This window comes from Absicoccus intestinalis (assembly GCF_033971885.1).
Classification (GTDB): Bacteria; Bacillota_I; Bacilli_A; order Erysipelotrichales; family Erysipelotrichaceae; genus Absicoccus; species Absicoccus intestinalis.
Map to the genome: position 1 here is coordinate 37,559 of NZ_JALBUS010000007.1, position 13,642 is coordinate 51,200.

At 38.0% G+C, this 13,642-nt stretch carries 27 protein-coding genes; 10 read left to right on the top strand and 17 right to left on the bottom strand.

Annotation, left to right across the window (positions count from 1 at the left end):
• Positions 1–12: 12 nt before the first annotated feature.
• The 15 genes from MOZ64_RS05850 to MOZ64_RS05920 form a co-directional block, all read right to left on the bottom strand.
• Positions 13–141, bottom strand: coding sequence for a hypothetical protein (locus MOZ64_RS05850; protein ID WP_320325655.1), 129 nt, complete (start codon positions 139–141; stop codon positions 13–15).
• Positions 142–203: 62 nt separating this feature from the next.
• Positions 204–644, bottom strand: coding sequence for a hypothetical protein (locus MOZ64_RS05855; RefSeq protein WP_320325656.1), 441 nt, complete (start codon positions 642–644; stop codon positions 204–206).
• A 65-nt stretch (positions 645–709) separates the two neighbouring features.
• The gene (locus tag MOZ64_RS05860; protein WP_320325657.1) at positions 710–1,297 is read right to left on the bottom strand and encodes a major tail protein; all 588 of its coding nucleotides are present in this window, start codon (positions 1,295–1,297) and stop codon (positions 710–712) included.
• Positions 1,298–1,306: 9 nt separating this feature from the next.
• Positions 1,307–1,741 carry an HK97 gp10 family phage protein gene (locus tag MOZ64_RS05865; protein WP_320325658.1) on the bottom strand — a complete coding sequence of 145 codons (435 nt, stop codon included), beginning with the start codon at positions 1,739–1,741 and terminating at the stop codon, positions 1,307–1,309.
• Positions 1,731–2,069, bottom strand: coding sequence for a hypothetical protein (locus tag MOZ64_RS05870; RefSeq protein WP_320325659.1), 339 nt, complete (start codon positions 2,067–2,069; stop codon positions 1,731–1,733). The genes MOZ64_RS05865 and MOZ64_RS05870 overlap by 11 nt, the downstream gene beginning before the upstream one ends.
• Positions 2,060–2,395 (bottom strand): phage head closure protein, encoded by a 336-nt coding sequence (locus MOZ64_RS05875; protein ID WP_320325660.1) that lies wholly within the window; start codon positions 2,393–2,395, stop codon positions 2,060–2,062. The genes MOZ64_RS05870 and MOZ64_RS05875 overlap by 10 nt, the downstream gene beginning before the upstream one ends.
• A gap of 2 nt (positions 2,396–2,397) precedes the next feature.
• A complete protein-coding gene (locus MOZ64_RS05880; RefSeq protein WP_320325661.1) occupies positions 2,398–2,688 on the bottom strand; it encodes a hypothetical protein in 291 nt (96 codons plus the stop codon).
• 11 nt (positions 2,689–2,699) lie between these two features.
• The gene (locus tag MOZ64_RS05885; protein WP_320325662.1) at positions 2,700–2,885 is read right to left on the bottom strand and encodes a hypothetical protein; all 186 of its coding nucleotides are present in this window, start codon (positions 2,883–2,885) and stop codon (positions 2,700–2,702) included.
• Positions 2,886–2,889: 4 nt separating this feature from the next.
• Positions 2,890–3,441 carry a phage major capsid protein gene (locus MOZ64_RS05890; protein ID WP_320325663.1) on the bottom strand — a complete coding sequence of 184 codons (552 nt, stop codon included), beginning with the start codon at positions 3,439–3,441 and terminating at the stop codon, positions 2,890–2,892.
• Positions 3,438–4,163 carry a phage major capsid protein gene (locus MOZ64_RS05895; RefSeq protein WP_320325664.1) on the bottom strand — a complete coding sequence of 242 codons (726 nt, stop codon included), beginning with the start codon at positions 4,161–4,163 and terminating at the stop codon, positions 3,438–3,440. The genes MOZ64_RS05890 and MOZ64_RS05895 overlap by 4 nt, the downstream gene beginning before the upstream one ends.
• A gap of 1 nt (position 4,164) precedes the next feature.
• Entirely contained in the window at positions 4,165–4,773 is a 609-nt protein-coding gene (locus MOZ64_RS05900) for an HK97 family phage prohead protease (protein WP_320325665.1), read from the bottom strand.
• Positions 4,691–5,911 carry a phage portal protein gene (locus MOZ64_RS05905; protein WP_320325666.1) on the bottom strand — a complete coding sequence of 407 codons (1,221 nt, stop codon included), beginning with the start codon at positions 5,909–5,911 and terminating at the stop codon, positions 4,691–4,693. The genes MOZ64_RS05900 and MOZ64_RS05905 overlap by 83 nt, the downstream gene beginning before the upstream one ends.
• A 67-nt stretch (positions 5,912–5,978) precedes the next feature.
• A complete protein-coding gene (locus MOZ64_RS05910; protein ID WP_320325667.1) occupies positions 5,979–7,640 on the bottom strand; it encodes a terminase large subunit in 1,662 nt (553 codons plus the stop codon).
• Complete coding sequence (locus MOZ64_RS05915; protein WP_320325668.1) at positions 7,640–8,032, bottom strand: P27 family phage terminase small subunit; 393 nt, start codon at positions 8,030–8,032, stop codon at positions 7,640–7,642. Before MOZ64_RS05915 ends, MOZ64_RS05910 begins: the two co-directional genes overlap by 1 nt.
• A gap of 1 nt (position 8,033) precedes the next feature.
• Positions 8,034–8,381 (bottom strand): HNH endonuclease signature motif containing protein, encoded by a 348-nt coding sequence (locus MOZ64_RS05920; protein WP_320325669.1) that lies wholly within the window; start codon positions 8,379–8,381, stop codon positions 8,034–8,036.
• Between the two features lie 1,173 nt (positions 8,382–9,554).
• Here MOZ64_RS05920 and MOZ64_RS05925 point away from each other — a divergent pair.
• The 10 genes from MOZ64_RS05925 (at position 9,555) to MOZ64_RS05970 (ending at position 12,593) form a co-directional block, all read left to right on the top strand.
• A complete protein-coding gene (locus MOZ64_RS05925; protein ID WP_320325670.1) occupies positions 9,555–9,725 on the top strand; it encodes a hypothetical protein in 171 nt (56 codons plus the stop codon).
• Positions 9,726–9,754: 29 nt separating this feature from the next.
• Positions 9,755–10,132 carry a hypothetical protein gene (locus MOZ64_RS05930; RefSeq protein WP_320325671.1) on the top strand — a complete coding sequence of 126 codons (378 nt, stop codon included), beginning with the start codon at positions 9,755–9,757 and terminating at the stop codon, positions 10,130–10,132.
• A 1-nt stretch (position 10,133) separates the two neighbouring features.
• Positions 10,134–10,379 carry a hypothetical protein gene (locus MOZ64_RS05935; protein WP_320325672.1) on the top strand — a complete coding sequence of 82 codons (246 nt, stop codon included), beginning with the start codon at positions 10,134–10,136 and terminating at the stop codon, positions 10,377–10,379.
• Positions 10,355–10,873: a hypothetical protein gene (locus tag MOZ64_RS05940; RefSeq protein ID WP_320325673.1), complete on the top strand. Its 519-nt coding sequence runs from the start codon at positions 10,355–10,357 to the stop codon at positions 10,871–10,873. Before MOZ64_RS05935 ends, MOZ64_RS05940 begins: the two co-directional genes overlap by 25 nt.
• A 20-nt stretch (positions 10,874–10,893) precedes the next feature.
• Positions 10,894–11,325, top strand: a complete 432-nt coding sequence (locus MOZ64_RS05945; RefSeq protein WP_320325674.1) for a hypothetical protein — start codon at positions 10,894–10,896, stop codon at positions 11,323–11,325.
• The gene (locus tag MOZ64_RS05950; protein WP_320325675.1) at positions 11,322–11,588 is read left to right on the top strand and encodes a hypothetical protein; all 267 of its coding nucleotides are present in this window, start codon (positions 11,322–11,324) and stop codon (positions 11,586–11,588) included. The genes MOZ64_RS05945 and MOZ64_RS05950 overlap by 4 nt, the downstream gene beginning before the upstream one ends.
• A gap of 12 nt (positions 11,589–11,600) precedes the next feature.
• Positions 11,601–11,792, top strand: a complete 192-nt coding sequence (locus MOZ64_RS05955; protein ID WP_320325676.1) for a hypothetical protein — start codon at positions 11,601–11,603, stop codon at positions 11,790–11,792.
• A gap of 51 nt (positions 11,793–11,843) precedes the next feature.
• Positions 11,844–12,065, top strand: a complete 222-nt coding sequence (locus MOZ64_RS05960) for a hypothetical protein (protein ID WP_320325677.1) — start codon at positions 11,844–11,846, stop codon at positions 12,063–12,065.
• Between the two features lie 146 nt (positions 12,066–12,211).
• Complete coding sequence (locus tag MOZ64_RS05965; RefSeq protein WP_320325678.1) at positions 12,212–12,406, top strand: hypothetical protein; 195 nt, start codon at positions 12,212–12,214, stop codon at positions 12,404–12,406.
• Positions 12,387–12,593: a hypothetical protein gene (locus MOZ64_RS05970; protein ID WP_320325679.1), complete on the top strand. Its 207-nt coding sequence runs from the start codon at positions 12,387–12,389 to the stop codon at positions 12,591–12,593. The genes MOZ64_RS05965 and MOZ64_RS05970 overlap by 20 nt, the downstream gene beginning before the upstream one ends.
• Before the next feature lie 20 nt (positions 12,594–12,613).
• Here MOZ64_RS05970 and MOZ64_RS05975 read toward each other — a convergent pair whose 3' ends face one another.
• Together MOZ64_RS05975 and MOZ64_RS05980 are read right to left on the bottom strand one after the other, a co-directional pair.
• The gene (locus MOZ64_RS05975) at positions 12,614–12,958 is read right to left on the bottom strand and encodes a YjcQ family protein (RefSeq protein ID WP_320325680.1); all 345 of its coding nucleotides are present in this window, start codon (positions 12,956–12,958) and stop codon (positions 12,614–12,616) included.
• 125 nt (positions 12,959–13,083) lie between these two features.
• Positions 13,084–13,536 (bottom strand): hypothetical protein, encoded by a 453-nt coding sequence (locus tag MOZ64_RS05980; protein ID WP_320325681.1) that lies wholly within the window; start codon positions 13,534–13,536, stop codon positions 13,084–13,086.
• Positions 13,537–13,642 lie beyond the last annotated feature (106 nt).

Below are 13,642 nucleotides of genomic sequence, written 5' to 3' on the forward strand. Positions count from 1 at the left end.
CTCCTTATATGATTAAAGACGGTCAAAATCCTCTTGTGTAGCCATCCTTACATGTTCTTCATTATTGTTTGCCATTTGACTGTTATTGACGTTCTGGTTATATCTTTCAACGATGATGTCTTTCATGAATCCAACATCCATTTCATCTATCTCATGGAGAGTGAACCCCATCTGATGCATCGTATAAAAGAGATTGGAGAACGTCAGATTGGCTTTTTTGTATCCTTTTCTTCCTCGGAAGATGTTTCTTTTCCATCAATATCAACGATTGATTCTGAACCAATGAGAATGTTATAAATCCACGTCATAGCTTCTTGACGAAACGACATATAATCTTCAATATCATCCACAAATGATTCAAACGGTTTTACTTTCTTGTTCTTATTGCTTGCCTTGATAGATGCCCACATGACTCTTTCCAATGTCTCTGAAGGCATGTTTCTAGTAAGCAAGATACCAATCATTTCATTATCTGCATTCGGCAGTTCTTTCTTTGTCCGCTCCATGATCTGGTTCTGTGTCCACTGAATCTCCGCAATATCAGCTGTCATATCACTATGGAACTGCTCTCTATAGATACGTTCTGTTTTTCCTTTGTAAACCAATGTATATTGCTTACCATCAATTTTTACGGTCTTTTCCATAATTTCTCCTCTCATTTAATCAAAAAAGGCCAATCGAAATGATTGACCTTGAATCAGTTATATGATTATGCACCGGCACCAGCAGCTGCTTTAAAGGTAGGCGCCGTTGGTGCAGTTGTAAAGAATGTATCATAAGCGGGATCGCCTTTGCTTGCCGCCGCTTTTGTGATCTCTCTGTCATCAACTTTGATAGGTGTAACAGTGATATCCAAAGATTTTGTGTCGGGATCTGTCTTATCTTCTTTTGTATTTGCTTCAAACCCAGGGCGCCCTAATGTTACCTGGAAGAAAATGTGACGTCTTGCCTTTACATCTCCTTGGCATTCAAAAAGCAAAGCAATATCTGCTGTTTGTGCATTTGATACTTCAACGGTCATTCCATTTTCCGATTTTTCATATCCGAACACATCGATCAACACAGATTCTGGAATTTCGGCAACTTCTAATGTACCGGAATAGCCATTAGCAGAGCTTGTCGTAAAATAAGCCATATCATCTGCATAGAATGTATTCGTATCTCCTGATGGATCAATTTTCAAGCTCTTAGCACCTGGCCATGCTACGGGTTTTGCGTATTCCAATCCGGATTCTGTTTTTGTGATTTTTGAATAATAGATGTTTTTTAATCCATATTGTACTTTGTTATCAGCCATATTGACCTCCTATTTAGAGAGATATTTTTTCATTGTGGGAATCAACATATGCTCGGCTTTATCTTCTCCATATTTCCAATGTTTGAACGGTCGCGTCCTTACACCTGGCGCGTTCCATACTTTATGTCCATTCTCTAACAGATGGGTCAATGAATATTCATGACCTTTGGCATAGACATGTCCAATGGTCACCAATGATTGATGTTCCATCTTATAAGTGATGGATTTCTTGTATTTTCCAATACGATTTGGATGGCGGATACGTCCGTTCTTGTCCGGATGTTCAATATTCGCGTTTGCTTTTACGGTATCTTTTGATGATTTTGTGACCTCTGTGGTTGCTTTGTCCACCCTGTCACGCGTCTCAACACCGTATTCTTCCATCATCTGAATAATGGTCTCGCCTAGTTCATCGGGATCGATGATCACGTCATCAACGTTCATATCCAAACCTCACTGCCCATTCGACGACATGCACCTTTTCAGACTGGATATCTTCTTCCATGATCACGTCATATGGAATCTCAAGCGAATCGAGGATGGCTTCTATCTTGGATTCGAGCTCAAAATTCTTTTCATCCGTTACTAAACGAATCTCGTAATCATCAATCTTGACACATACTTTGTCATCCAACGTGAAATTGTCGCTACCTGTACGCATATACATTCCATACGGTGTTGTAGGCTGCGATTTGTAAGCGCCATAACGAAAATGCCCATTGCCTAATAGCTTGACCATTCCGCTTACGAATTGCTTTCTTTTTAGTTCCATGTTTCCACATCCGATCTAAGATATAGTTCGATATTGTCGCCAGTGTAATACCGTCGATAGACGGAGTATGTATTACCTTCCATCTCGACAACTTTTTCATCGTGATAATCTCCGGCAAATACAACGACCTTGTATTGTGCCTTAATGCCCGCCTGCATCGCATCATAGAACTCTTTTTCATAGATGGAACCGACACGGCAAAATACTTCAGTTTTTGTTGGCTCATTTTCTACTGGAACACCATCATCATCTAAGGCTACATTTTTTTTGATCAATGTGCATACACTGTCGCGAAGATTATTCTCACGTGTATATTCATATGCCATGATCAATCACCAGCTTTCACTTTTGACGAATCCAAACGCAATCGGTCAATAAAATCGTTATACATCACCTTAAAATGTTCTTTGTTCTTTACATCTGATGTTCCCATGTTTGCCTTGACGAAACAGATAACAGCAGAAATAACTTCATCTTCTGGTTCTTCCTCGTTGAATACGATTTTCAAACGTTTCATATCATATAAGGCGGAGTTGATATATATCTGCAATTCCTGATCATATGCCGTACTGCGGATACGTTCTGCATTTCTTACGGCATCCAGTAATTTATTTGACATATCAAAACCTCCTATTTGGTTGCAGTTTTCTTTGTACTTGTTCTTTTAGGCTTTGTTTCTTTGATTTCCTCAACCAAAGAAAGAGGGTTGGATAATATTTCCTTCCCTCTTTTTTCATCTACTTCGATTTCCTTACCGATGGAATACAATTCATCGGTATATTTATCAAAGAACTCTGAAATGACTTTCAGTTTCATCTAATTATCCAGATACCTTTTTCTTTAACAAGTACAAGTATTGTGGATCCAAGACCTTACCATCGTTGATTACCAAAGCTTTATCAACATATTGGTTTGTTTCCTGATCAAAGTAATGAACTACTGCAAACTGCATATTTGTATTAATTGCGTATGCTTTTGTTGGAACCCAGTACATACCGAAGTATTCACCATTTGATGCATCGTTGAAGTTCTTAACGATCGTGTCTTCAACGAAAGTAACAGTATGGCCTTTAAAACGGGATTCTTCAGTACCGTCTACTGGATTATATGTTTCCGTATATACTGGACGATTATTGGCATCTGTCAAAGTCTTGATATTGGCTTCATATGTATTTGCCGTCATGACAAATTCTGGATTTTCTCCTCGCATTGCCAATGGAATCTTAGCAAACAATTTAGTTTGCCATGTCTTCCAGTCTTTCATCTCATCGGCTGTAAATTCAATGATATGGTCTGCTTTGATACGACTGTTTGATTTAGCGGCTTCGGTCAAGATACCTTCGCATTCATTGTTTTCTGCTTTTCCAGTCATGATTCGACGTCCATGGCTTTTACATAAGCTTCGACAATAACAGATGCCACTTTTTGTTCAAATGCATCAACAGATAATACATCCTGTAACAAGGTACGTGCGATACGGATCTCACCAATATTGTATGAGAATTGTACATAACCGGTAACGGAACCGGCTTTTTGACGATCAGATACGGCATTTTCACCGATACGTTTGAAAGTAGCACCGAAAGAACCGATTGGTACCTTTACACCACCTTGGAAATTCCATTTCGATACCTTGTTATATAATTGTCCGTATTTTCCTTTTAATTCTTCAATGATTTGTTGAACGATCGTTTCTGGCAACAATACACCAAGGTCAGATGCAACACCAGCTGTTCCTGCACGTTCTTCAAATTGCAATACATCAGATTTTACACCAGTTTGTACATATTTACGGAACGCTTTACGATATTCCATAGATTTACGAGATTCTAAAGCCTTTTCTTCGTCCGTCAGTTCTGGTGTATTCATTCCAGGTTGTTGAATGATAGAACGTTTTTTAGACAATTTCTTACGTAATTGTTCTTGTTTTTCGATTTGTTCATTGATTTCTTTTTCACGTGCTTCTAACAAATCAACTTCTTTTGTTAATGCATCGATATCTGCACCTTCTTTTTCCAATTCGGCGGAGATTTCTTTACGACGTTGTTTGATTTGTGAAAGATTCATTTCTTTTACGATATCTTCGATATTCATCTTATAGTCCTCCTAGTTTTAATTTCAGTTCAAGCTTCTTTCGTTTTAGCTCTTGGGCTTTCTTTACTTTGGCTTCCAATTCTTCAATATTCTTTTTCCTTGCACTGATAGACGTCTGATTGTTTGCCGGAATGGAAACTGCCGATACATCGAATACATCGCTTACTTTGTTGACAACAAATGTTCGGCTTGATGCGTCAAACGTATCTCCATTCGGTGCGATAAGGAATCTCCATGACATCTTGTTTACCATTCCCGACCGAATGTCTTCATAAAGCTGTCTGGCTCCCTCTGTCTTTGACAGGTCCGCCCAAACAAACAGTCCTTTGTCATTTACTTCAAGACCTAAAGTCCCGTTGCTCTGCCGTGCGAACACGCGTCCTTCATGGTCATATTGAAGAATGACATCATCCATTCTCGCCCCATCAAATGCTTGAGGTGAAATGCGTTCATAGATCGGGTTTCCATTGTCATCATGGAACAGAACATACGGTTCAAATGTCGTAGCATATCCTTCTACATAAAAATCACTCTCGATTCTTTTCTGTTCCGTGTCCTGGTTCATTTGGAATGCCATCATCCTTGTTTGAGGAATATCCGTTTTTGCCATCACCTTTCACCTCCTTCCCCGCCAATGTACTGCCAACATCTTTGGCATTGATATATTCTGACCGGATCACACGTACATTTCCTTCATCATCCGGTAATGGCGGCATATTCAAGATATCTAATGCCTGATTGATCGTAACCATGCCACGATCAACAAACTGTGTGGCCACTGATATCTTCGTTTTATTGGAAGCATATCCAAGACGGTCAGATGTCAGCTTGACTGATTTTCCGGCCATCAGTTCTTCACGTGAAAACAGCAGTTTGGAAATTACTTCCTGTACCTGAATAAAGAACGTTTCAATGGCGCTTTCATAAAATGCATTCCACGTATCTTCACTGTATTTGTTCTGAAGTATATCTTCATTGATTCCCCAGTATGTATAAACACTGTTCTCAATGGCTTTTTTCTGGTCTGCATCGATCATCAACGGTTTAGATTCGATTGGCTTTACATCTTCAAAACGCGGATCATAAAGCAATACACCGCTTTCATTGTTCTCAAGGTTGTTCTTCATGAACATCTTTTGTTGACGCTCATAATCTTCATCATCATCGATAGGTGTATTCAGTTTTGCCATGAAGCGAAGAATACTGTTTGATTTGATCGTACTTGCAGAACTTTTTTCCTGAGCGACCAATAGATCTGCCGTATTTGTGAAAGCATCGTTTGAATCGCCAAAAAGGTCATTCTTGTATTGCATTCGCTTGATATGTCCGACTTCCCATGACTTAAATACCTTGATTTCATCGTTGAATGTAAAACGGTAACACATATCGCCTTCTTCATCTTCAATCACTTCGGTAAAATGTGGCTGTATCGGTATCAATCCAATGATTCCGCCTGATTTATCCTTTTCTGCGTACACTGGAACGATATATGCGTTGTTTTCCATCTGATAGATCGTTGCCAGACGATAATAGAATTGATAGGCCGTCATAGTGTCATTCGGATATTGTGAAATGATAAAATTCTTTATCTTATCATCATCATTGACTAATACGGCTGTTGTTTTCGCACATTCAGATGCGATACGGTTCACGCATGCACGCACTAAATCAATCTCATATAGTGCCCCTTGATAGCTCGTATGGCTAGGTGTATATCCGCTTAAGAGAGTGAAATACTTCTGAATCATGTGTGTATCCTTTTTGGATGGTTTCCCGAAAAAATGCTTAAATAATCCGCTGTTTAGGAATCCCATTCTACACACCTCCTTTTTTTGACTTGTTCTCAAGCCTGTATTTGTATTTGTCGTACCATTTCTGACGTACCGTGTAAGCATCAATTACACTTGCAGCGCCATCTATATGTTTTCTTTCATCGATTTTGCGCATCCTTACACGATTATCTTCGGCGACTTTCTGTATAGCGACACTTGAAAAATGTGTCTGCAAAAGCCCATTTGATCCTGTATGGACGATTCCGTCCTTCACAAGTCCTTCAAACTCATAAATGACTGGTGTAAGATTCGTCCCCTGTATAACGTCATCTGTTTCAAATCCGTATTTATTCATCTCATCAACAAAATACTGTGCAGAATAACGGTCATATCCAACGATCAAACAATGAATCTTGTATTTTTTTCTGATATCAAGGAACCATTGTGTTACATCGGAATACTGAACATAATTCTCTCCACTTGGGCTCAAATATCCAAGCTGCATGAATCTTGTATAAGGAATCATGTCGCGTTCTTCCGCTTCCTTTATACGATTGGCAGGAAGCCAGAAATGCGTAAATATATAATCCTGTCCATCAACTCGTATAAGTATGGTAGCGGCTGTCAAATCGGTCGTTTGCGACAAGTCTACACCGCCTACACCATACATATGTGCAAAATCTTCTATATGCAATGGATCTCCAGTCATTGAAAGAATGTCTTTCTTTGATAACCATGCAGATACTGCATTCTGTTTGATATTGCAGTATTTGGTTAAAAACTCCGACTTGTGTACTGGAGACCCATGTGCTTTCGCTATTTCATCTTCTAGGAATTTTTCAGTAACAGAAACGCCAAGATTTGGCATCGCTTTTCTTAATTCCTCGATATCATCCCATTTGTTTTCATCGTCTATGGCATAAATAAAAGGCAACAACCGTGTTTCATCGGATGTGCCTTGCAATACAGCTGTTGAACGGTTCATGATCTCGTCATAAAGCCCGTTATCAATGTAATTGGCCGTAGATGTATATAAAAAAATGGGTTGCCTTCTCGCACCCACCGCACTAAGCATGACCTCTGCCATCTTCAGTCCTTGTTCACCTTCCCATGCTGCAAATTCATCGAATGTGCAGAAATGAGGGTTGAAACCATCGGATTTCTTTCCATTGAACGCCAATGGAGCCATGACACCTTTCGTTTTTGGGTAATATACATCGTCCCGACGTTTCCTTACTCGTTTGGAAAGCGATGGCACCTGGTCGATCATGTTAAATGCACCCTGAAAGATGATCTTGCTCTGTTTCAATTTCGGCGCCAGGTTATATATCTGCATACCAGGCTCTCGGTCGCAAAACAATATATATACCTGTATCGCCGCCGCAAGCAGTGATTTTCCCTGTTTACGAGCGATGATCAATACAAGTTCACGAAAATGTCTCGTGCCGTCCTTATCCACCAAACCGAACATGCAGGCAACAAAATATTTCTGCCATGGTTCAAGCGTGATAAGGTCTGTCCTTCCTTCATAGTGGTGGCAGAAATGCTCAATAAACCTTATTGCGCGATCTGCTCTTGCTTCGTCATAATAAAAATCGCCATTAGCCAAACCATTTTCGACCATAGCGATATTTTTCTTTACCCATTTACCTACAACATCTGTTCCTTCCTCTATCCTGGCCTTATATTCATCAAGATATCGCATCAAGCATCATTGCTCGACGACTCTTTAAGGAACGCATCAAGCTCATCGTCTTCTTCGCCGTTTAGCATCGATTTCTTGATGGATAATGGCGAAAGCCCGAGCTCTTTTCCGTATTTAAGGATAGTATCGTTGAACTTGATGTTGTTGGTATAGAAAGGAACCGGCGTAAGGTTCGTGCTTCCATTCTTGTTGGTGTATGGAAACACCATGGAATACCCTGTCTTTTTCGTCCATTTGTTCCATTCGCTAAGATTCTTATCACGTAAAGCACACGTTTCTGCAAGCGTATCGATAAGAACGTCATATTCTTCCTTATAGGTGCCAAGAGACATCATTTGTTCAATAATGAAGTTTTTGTACGCCGTCTTGCTCCTGCCTTTTCTTTTTGCCATTTCATTCACTCTCTTTCGTATAATCTATGAGCCTTCCGTTTTCATCAAAATCATAGTAGATCGTTTCTTTCTTTGCGTGTTCCTTTGCGTGGCAGTCGTCACATAACGATTCCAGGTTTGAATCATCGAGAAGTATCTTCACATCCATATAATTTGTCTTGTCGATATGGATCTTGTGATGGACACAGTCTGCCGGTTTATAGATCCCACGTTTCAAGCAACGTTCACACCACGGATGCATTTTTCGATATACCATGCTTCTCTGTGTCCATGTCTTGCTAGAGTAGAACTTACGGGCAAAATTCCTTGCCCCTGTCTTCGTTATCTTTTCGCCAAAATATTTTTTCATATAGATACCACCAATCAAAAAAAGTATCGTGCAAAGAAAGTGAAAAAAGAGACATGGAAAAAAAGGTTGGTGATATCTATATAAAAATGACCCGTCATAAAAACGAGTCATCCAGAAAAAGAGAACGAAAAAACCAAACAAGAAGAGTCCCACGTGGAGAAAGGTCTCTCTTCAATTCTCCACGTATACATCATATCACGGGTAAAATGGTCCGATTGCGACTTTTTAGCGAGTCATTACTGAAATATGCCTTATTTAAAGGGTATCCCCCCTCGTATTTTTCAATGTTCGGTAAATCTAAACTGGGGCAGCCGTTCCTTAGACGTTGGATTTCCAACGAAATATAGGGGGTGATCCGCCGTTTTTCGTCATTTCGACACGCCCGGAACCGTGGCTTTGTATGGCAACGGCTTTCAGTGTGTCATTCGATGACCCACCCGTTCACGTTGTAAGGTCGAAAATATATGATTTCGTATGCTTATTCATATCCTGCCATGACCCGGTACCAAATTGGCTATTGACTTGTAATTTGTGTTGTGCTATACGCGCGTACGCGTTTCAATAAATCGCGCAAAAAAACCAAACAAAAAAAAGATTTTAAAAAAAATCAAAAAAACTATTGACTTAATAAATTAGATGGTGTACATTGAAAGTGCCTCAAGAAAGAGGCCAATCAATTAAGTTAAACTATTGACTTAATCGATTGGGATATTTGAAAATCAAATACTCTTTGGATGGCGCGCGGGTCCACTCGTTAGCGCACACAAGGGATTAGGCCTCAGAGTATCGAGCTTCTAGCTTGAGAGTGTAACACCTATGGACTTGTGAAAGAGTATTGACCGGCACCGGTTAACAGTGCTAGAAGGAGGTGAACGACATGGATAAATTAAAAGAGCTTGTTAAAGTGGCTAAACTAATCAACAAGCTCTTAAAAGAGTTAATAATCATGGTTTTATATATAGCCATGATCATTAAAATTATTGAGGCTTTATTATAAAGCCTCTTTTATTGTAGCATGTCGAAACATATATGAACAAAGAAAAGAAACAGAAAATCATTGAATTGATCATTGAATTAATTATTCAAGTGATCATCGCAATCATCAATCTGATGATCATCGTGATCATCATTTGGTATTGCATTAGTTAAATCAAATACAGGAGGAAAAACATCATGATAGATAAATATTTAACATTAAGAAATAAAAAGGATGCCTTATTGGATCAGTACTCAAAAGCTAATAAAGAAGAAAAAGCGATCATCAAAAAAGAGTATGAAAAAATTGATGATCAAATGCGCAGCATTAAAAAAAGTCTTCCAGAAAAAGTCTGGAAACAACTTTAAAAAGTAAAAAAAGTAGGAGGAAAAAGAAAATGTTAAATCTTGAAAAAGTCATGGCACGCCATGGAAAAGTTGAAGAAATGGCGCCAAATATTCGCTATTACATCGATTTAGGTAACAATCACCTAGACGAAAACATTCTTGTAGAAGTTTCCATTTGTGAAAACGATGGAAGTAAATATGCACTTCCAAAGTTATGGAAGAAAAACGGCTGGATGGATCATGAACTAGAAACTTGGATCCATCTAATGGTTTACGTGACAGATCCAAGCGGTTTATGTCACGGAAAATATAACCCGACTGAAAAAGCTGGAAAAGTAAACTTCGATTGGATGTTGGAAGTTACGCCAGAAAACCTGGAAAAGCTTTTAACAGAAGTTGAACGCCGCGCCGGATTAAAGGAGGCATAAAATGGAATACCTAAAAATTACAAGTGGAAGGAACTTTTCCTTCCACAATAGAGAATTTCACGTCGCTGATCTTCCAAAACAAGATCAGACAGACGGAAACAAATATATGATCCAAGAAGTCATGAAAGATGGATCGTATAACTTATGTTTCAATGAATTGAATTGGGATCTATTAAAGTTCCCGACTATCAAAGAGGCGCGCCGCTTTGTTAGCTATGAAGAATGGTGCATAAAATCAATGCTTTAAAAGTTGTGGAACTTTTAAAGAAATTTAGGCGTGCTAAAAAGTACGCCTTATTAAATGAAAAAGAAAAGGAGAAAAAAATTATGTCTTGTTATGTTTTAGGAAATGAAAGTTTAAGTGTTATCGTAAAAGCTTTTGAGATTTACCAAGTTGAATTTCGAGCAGAATGTTTCAAAAAAACATTAGGCGCCATTCGTGACGTAAATAAAATGCGCTGCGCAATGGGTCAAGCTCTGCTTGATATCAACTGCGCAAGCTATAATTATCGTTACAATGAATCGGGTAAATATAAATTTCAATATATTGATCCAGTGATCGTGAAAAACGGCAAAATTGATACTGGATTAATTCTCGGATGCATTGAAAGTTTCGAGTATCAGTCATGTGAAATTCCAAACTACTATTCGTCAATCATCCATATGACGTTATGTAACTTGAAAGATGCCATGTTGCAACGATATATCGAAAAAGATGGCTTTGAAGTTGGATGGGCTTAGAGATTAGGAGGAAAAGAAAAATGGAAAAAGAAAAGAAAGTACCGAGAAGCCACACATCCGAATATATATACAATTATAGGCAAAAAAAATATAGACGTTATATTGCATTGATAAAAAAGGAAGATAAAGAAATGATGAAAAAACTTGATTCAGTTGATTCTATAAATTCTTACATATATGATCTTATAAAAAAAGATATGGAGTTACAAGAAAAAAATAAAATTATCCAAAATGGTGTGCTCTTAATGCACACCAATGGAAATTGGGACTACTACCTATACAATGATCAAACTTATTCAATCGCTACCGATCCGCAATGTAAAAGTTGCTGGTTTGGTGGTCGATACCATTTCATAAAAGAATATTGTTTACATTTACGTGGATCTGGAAAACTTTCAAATGAAGGAAAAAAGTTTATTGGAAAAGAATTTTTAAAGGAGAATGAATTATGAAAAATAAATTTGATTCCCTGTTTTGGGAATATGTCCTGGAAACTTGTGATAACTGCCGCAACCGGGACAATTACGGTATGCTTTTCAACAATTCTTACATGCCAAATAGCTTAATGCTGTATGCATCGGATAACAAAGTCCGTGTGGATTGGAACAAACTTATTGTTAAAAAAGATGGAAAGCCACTATTCAATATCCATTTGCGCTATGGCAAAAAAGGTATCTTAAAACCTAGAAAAAGCGATTTTGAGTTGATTGCTTAAGGGCCAAAAAAAATGAATTTAAAAAAATTATCTAAGTGGTTAGGGCAAAAAGTTCTAACCACAACAGATCCGGATATTTTTTCCGGATCTTATGATAAAACCATTGCCAAAGTTCAATTAGATGAATTTGGTAAAATTTATTATTACGCAAATACTTTAGATCCCATTGAATTGGAAGATCTATATAGTTTTTTGGAAAATTAGAAAAAGTATTTAATAGAGAAAACCCAAATTATGTGATCAAAGGAGGAAAAAATGCAGATTTTAAGAGGGACAAAACGAGAAATTACTTTAATGCAGTGGAATGAACAATTAAGAAAAGCAGAAAAAAGATTATCAGATAGTAAAAAGTGCTTTGAACTTTTCGGTGGTAGCGATGATAAACAACAAGTTATAAAAGATGAAGAAAAAGTAAATAAAATTAAAAAACATATCGAGGAAGTGATTGAGTTTATGGACGCGCATAATATTAAATAAAAAAATTGGCTAACCTATCAATCAAGAGTGAAGCGATAACACTCAAAACACTAACTTATTCCTAGTTGAAAACTTTAAAACTTTTGAAATTGGCGCCATCATGGCGCCGCCCTTTTTGTTATAATGGTCCTGGAGGAAAAAAGAACATGGAAAAGGAAAAGAAAGTCGGATCAAAGTATATATACAAGTATCAAAAAGAAAATTTTAATCGTCATGTTGTGATGATCAGAAAAGACGATGAAGAAATGATTAAAAAATTAGATTCTGTAAATGCAAGCGAATATATTTACAATCTCATAAAAAAAGACATGGAGAAAAATAATGCGAAACAAGAAAGATAAATATGAATATGATAAAAATTATAGAAAAGAAAATTACCGATGGACAATTTTTTATATCCCTAAATCAGACACAAAAGTAAATGAATATTTGGCAAGACAAAAACCTATGTCAAAATATATCCGCCGTCTCATAAAAGAAGATATCGAAAACGAACGCATAGAAAAAGCCCGTGCTGCAAACAAGTAGCATGGGCCATTTTTTTGTGCTCATTCTATTAGCGGTATCAAAACTTCCGCGGTATCCTTGAAAAACTTTTTGGCTTTCTGCATGGTGGAGTTTTCCGTCAGATACTCGATACCGGTTGGCGTGATCTGCGCCAGATCGAGACGGTAAATATCATATCCATCGTCATTTTCATCAATGATGATACCGGTGATAAAACCGTATTCATAAAGATTCTTAAATATGTATTTCCAGTACGTTTCATTGATATCCAAAAACTTTCCGTTGCATCTGAGCTTTGACTCATCGGGCTTCTCGCCGTGTTTCAAACACTGATACAGGTACGCCAGAATGTTGTACACGATCACATGATAATCATCTTTAGCCATGATAACACCTCTTTTTTATATCATATCATAAATAGCACTTTTTAAGCGATTTAAGACGTAAAATTTATTTCACGTGTATTTATATGCGTTTAATCGTTTACGTCTCTTGTCGCCTAATTTCTGAGCTATACAGATGTATCTTGTAAAAGCTTCTTCAAAACTTTTTTGATACGCTTTTCCATGGCACGCCTTGAAAGATAAAACTTTTCTTCAGTTTCGTACCAGGTGTGATGCTTCTTGAACTTGTAATCGCACATGCAGTACTCACTGGGAAAATTTTTCATCATGTCCAGATAGCGGTCTGTTTCGATGATCTTGATCTCCGTTTTGTGAAGCTCCTCTTCCAGGTCCCTCTCTTTTGAAAGGATCATGAGCATCTGCTTCTCGGTCCCATTTCCGGACGAAGTTGTCGGTGCCACCTTCTCCAGGTTCGGTGACTTGGGATCGGCAAGGTCCTTCTTTTTCTGTCGTAAACTTTCCAGTTCTTTTTTTATGGTGTCGCAATGCTGCATGTATTTATAGCGGTCCATGAAGCGACACCATACGATGTCTGTTTTCGTGTCCAGGTAGTCCTTCATCGAGCTCTCCTTCGCATGTTCAGATTAAGAATGTCGTATCTGTGAAAAACTTCTTCGCAGTCTTTCAGTTTCATCCCGTGGTCCAGAATGAAATCAAGGATTTCTT

Coding starts and splice junctions, on each gene's coding strand:
- MOZ64_RS05850 (WP_320325655.1), bottom strand. CDS start 141: ATGGATGTTGGATTCATGAAAGACATCATCGTTGAAAGATATAACCAG.
- MOZ64_RS05855 (WP_320325656.1), bottom strand. CDS start 644: ATGGAAAAGACCGTAAAAATTGATGGTAAGCAATATACATTGGTTTAC.
- MOZ64_RS05860 (WP_320325657.1), bottom strand. CDS start 1,297: ATGGCTGATAACAAAGTACAATATGGATTAAAAAACATCTATTATTCA.
- MOZ64_RS05865 (WP_320325658.1), bottom strand. CDS start 1,741: ATGAACGTTGATGACGTGATCATCGATCCCGATGAACTAGGCGAGACC.
- MOZ64_RS05870 (WP_320325659.1), bottom strand. CDS start 2,069: ATGGAACTAAAAAGAAAGCAATTCGTAAGCGGAATGGTCAAGCTATTA.
- MOZ64_RS05875 (WP_320325660.1), bottom strand. CDS start 2,395: ATGGCATATGAATATACACGTGAGAATAATCTTCGCGACAGTGTATGC.
- MOZ64_RS05880 (WP_320325661.1), bottom strand. CDS start 2,688: ATGTCAAATAAATTACTGGATGCCGTAAGAAATGCAGAACGTATCCGC.
- MOZ64_RS05885 (WP_320325662.1), bottom strand. CDS start 2,885: ATGAAACTGAAAGTCATTTCAGAGTTCTTTGATAAATATACCGATGAA.
- MOZ64_RS05890 (WP_320325663.1), bottom strand. CDS start 3,441: ATGACTGGAAAAGCAGAAAACAATGAATGCGAAGGTATCTTGACCGAA.
- MOZ64_RS05895 (WP_320325664.1), bottom strand. CDS start 4,163: ATGAATATCGAAGATATCGTAAAAGAAATGAATCTTTCACAAATCAAA.
- MOZ64_RS05900 (WP_320325665.1), bottom strand. CDS start 4,773: ATGGCAAAAACGGATATTCCTCAAACAAGGATGATGGCATTCCAAATG.
- MOZ64_RS05905 (WP_320325666.1), bottom strand. CDS start 5,911: ATGATTCAGAAGTATTTCACTCTCTTAAGCGGATATACACCTAGCCAT.
- MOZ64_RS05910 (WP_320325667.1), bottom strand. CDS start 7,640: ATGCGATATCTTGATGAATATAAGGCCAGGATAGAGGAAGGAACAGAT.
- MOZ64_RS05915 (WP_320325668.1), bottom strand. CDS start 8,032: ATGGCAAAAAGAAAAGGCAGGAGCAAGACGGCGTACAAAAACTTCATT.
- MOZ64_RS05920 (WP_320325669.1), bottom strand. CDS start 8,381: ATGAAAAAATATTTTGGCGAAAAGATAACGAAGACAGGGGCAAGGAAT.
- MOZ64_RS05925 (WP_320325670.1), top strand. CDS start 9,555: ATGATAGATAAATATTTAACATTAAGAAATAAAAAGGATGCCTTATTG.
- MOZ64_RS05930 (WP_320325671.1), top strand. CDS start 9,755: ATGTTAAATCTTGAAAAAGTCATGGCACGCCATGGAAAAGTTGAAGAA.
- MOZ64_RS05935 (WP_320325672.1), top strand. CDS start 10,134: ATGGAATACCTAAAAATTACAAGTGGAAGGAACTTTTCCTTCCACAAT.
- MOZ64_RS05940 (WP_320325673.1), top strand. CDS start 10,355: ATGGTGCATAAAATCAATGCTTTAAAAGTTGTGGAACTTTTAAAGAAA.
- MOZ64_RS05945 (WP_320325674.1), top strand. CDS start 10,894: ATGGAAAAAGAAAAGAAAGTACCGAGAAGCCACACATCCGAATATATA.
- MOZ64_RS05950 (WP_320325675.1), top strand. CDS start 11,322: ATGAAAAATAAATTTGATTCCCTGTTTTGGGAATATGTCCTGGAAACT.
- MOZ64_RS05955 (WP_320325676.1), top strand. CDS start 11,601: ATGAATTTAAAAAAATTATCTAAGTGGTTAGGGCAAAAAGTTCTAACC.
- MOZ64_RS05960 (WP_320325677.1), top strand. CDS start 11,844: ATGCAGATTTTAAGAGGGACAAAACGAGAAATTACTTTAATGCAGTGG.
- MOZ64_RS05965 (WP_320325678.1), top strand. CDS start 12,212: ATGGAAAAGGAAAAGAAAGTCGGATCAAAGTATATATACAAGTATCAA.
- MOZ64_RS05970 (WP_320325679.1), top strand. CDS start 12,387: ATGCGAAACAAGAAAGATAAATATGAATATGATAAAAATTATAGAAAA.
- MOZ64_RS05975 (WP_320325680.1), bottom strand. CDS start 12,958: ATGGCTAAAGATGATTATCATGTGATCGTGTACAACATTCTGGCGTAC.
- MOZ64_RS05980 (WP_320325681.1), bottom strand. CDS start 13,536: ATGAAGGACTACCTGGACACGAAAACAGACATCGTATGGTGTCGCTTC.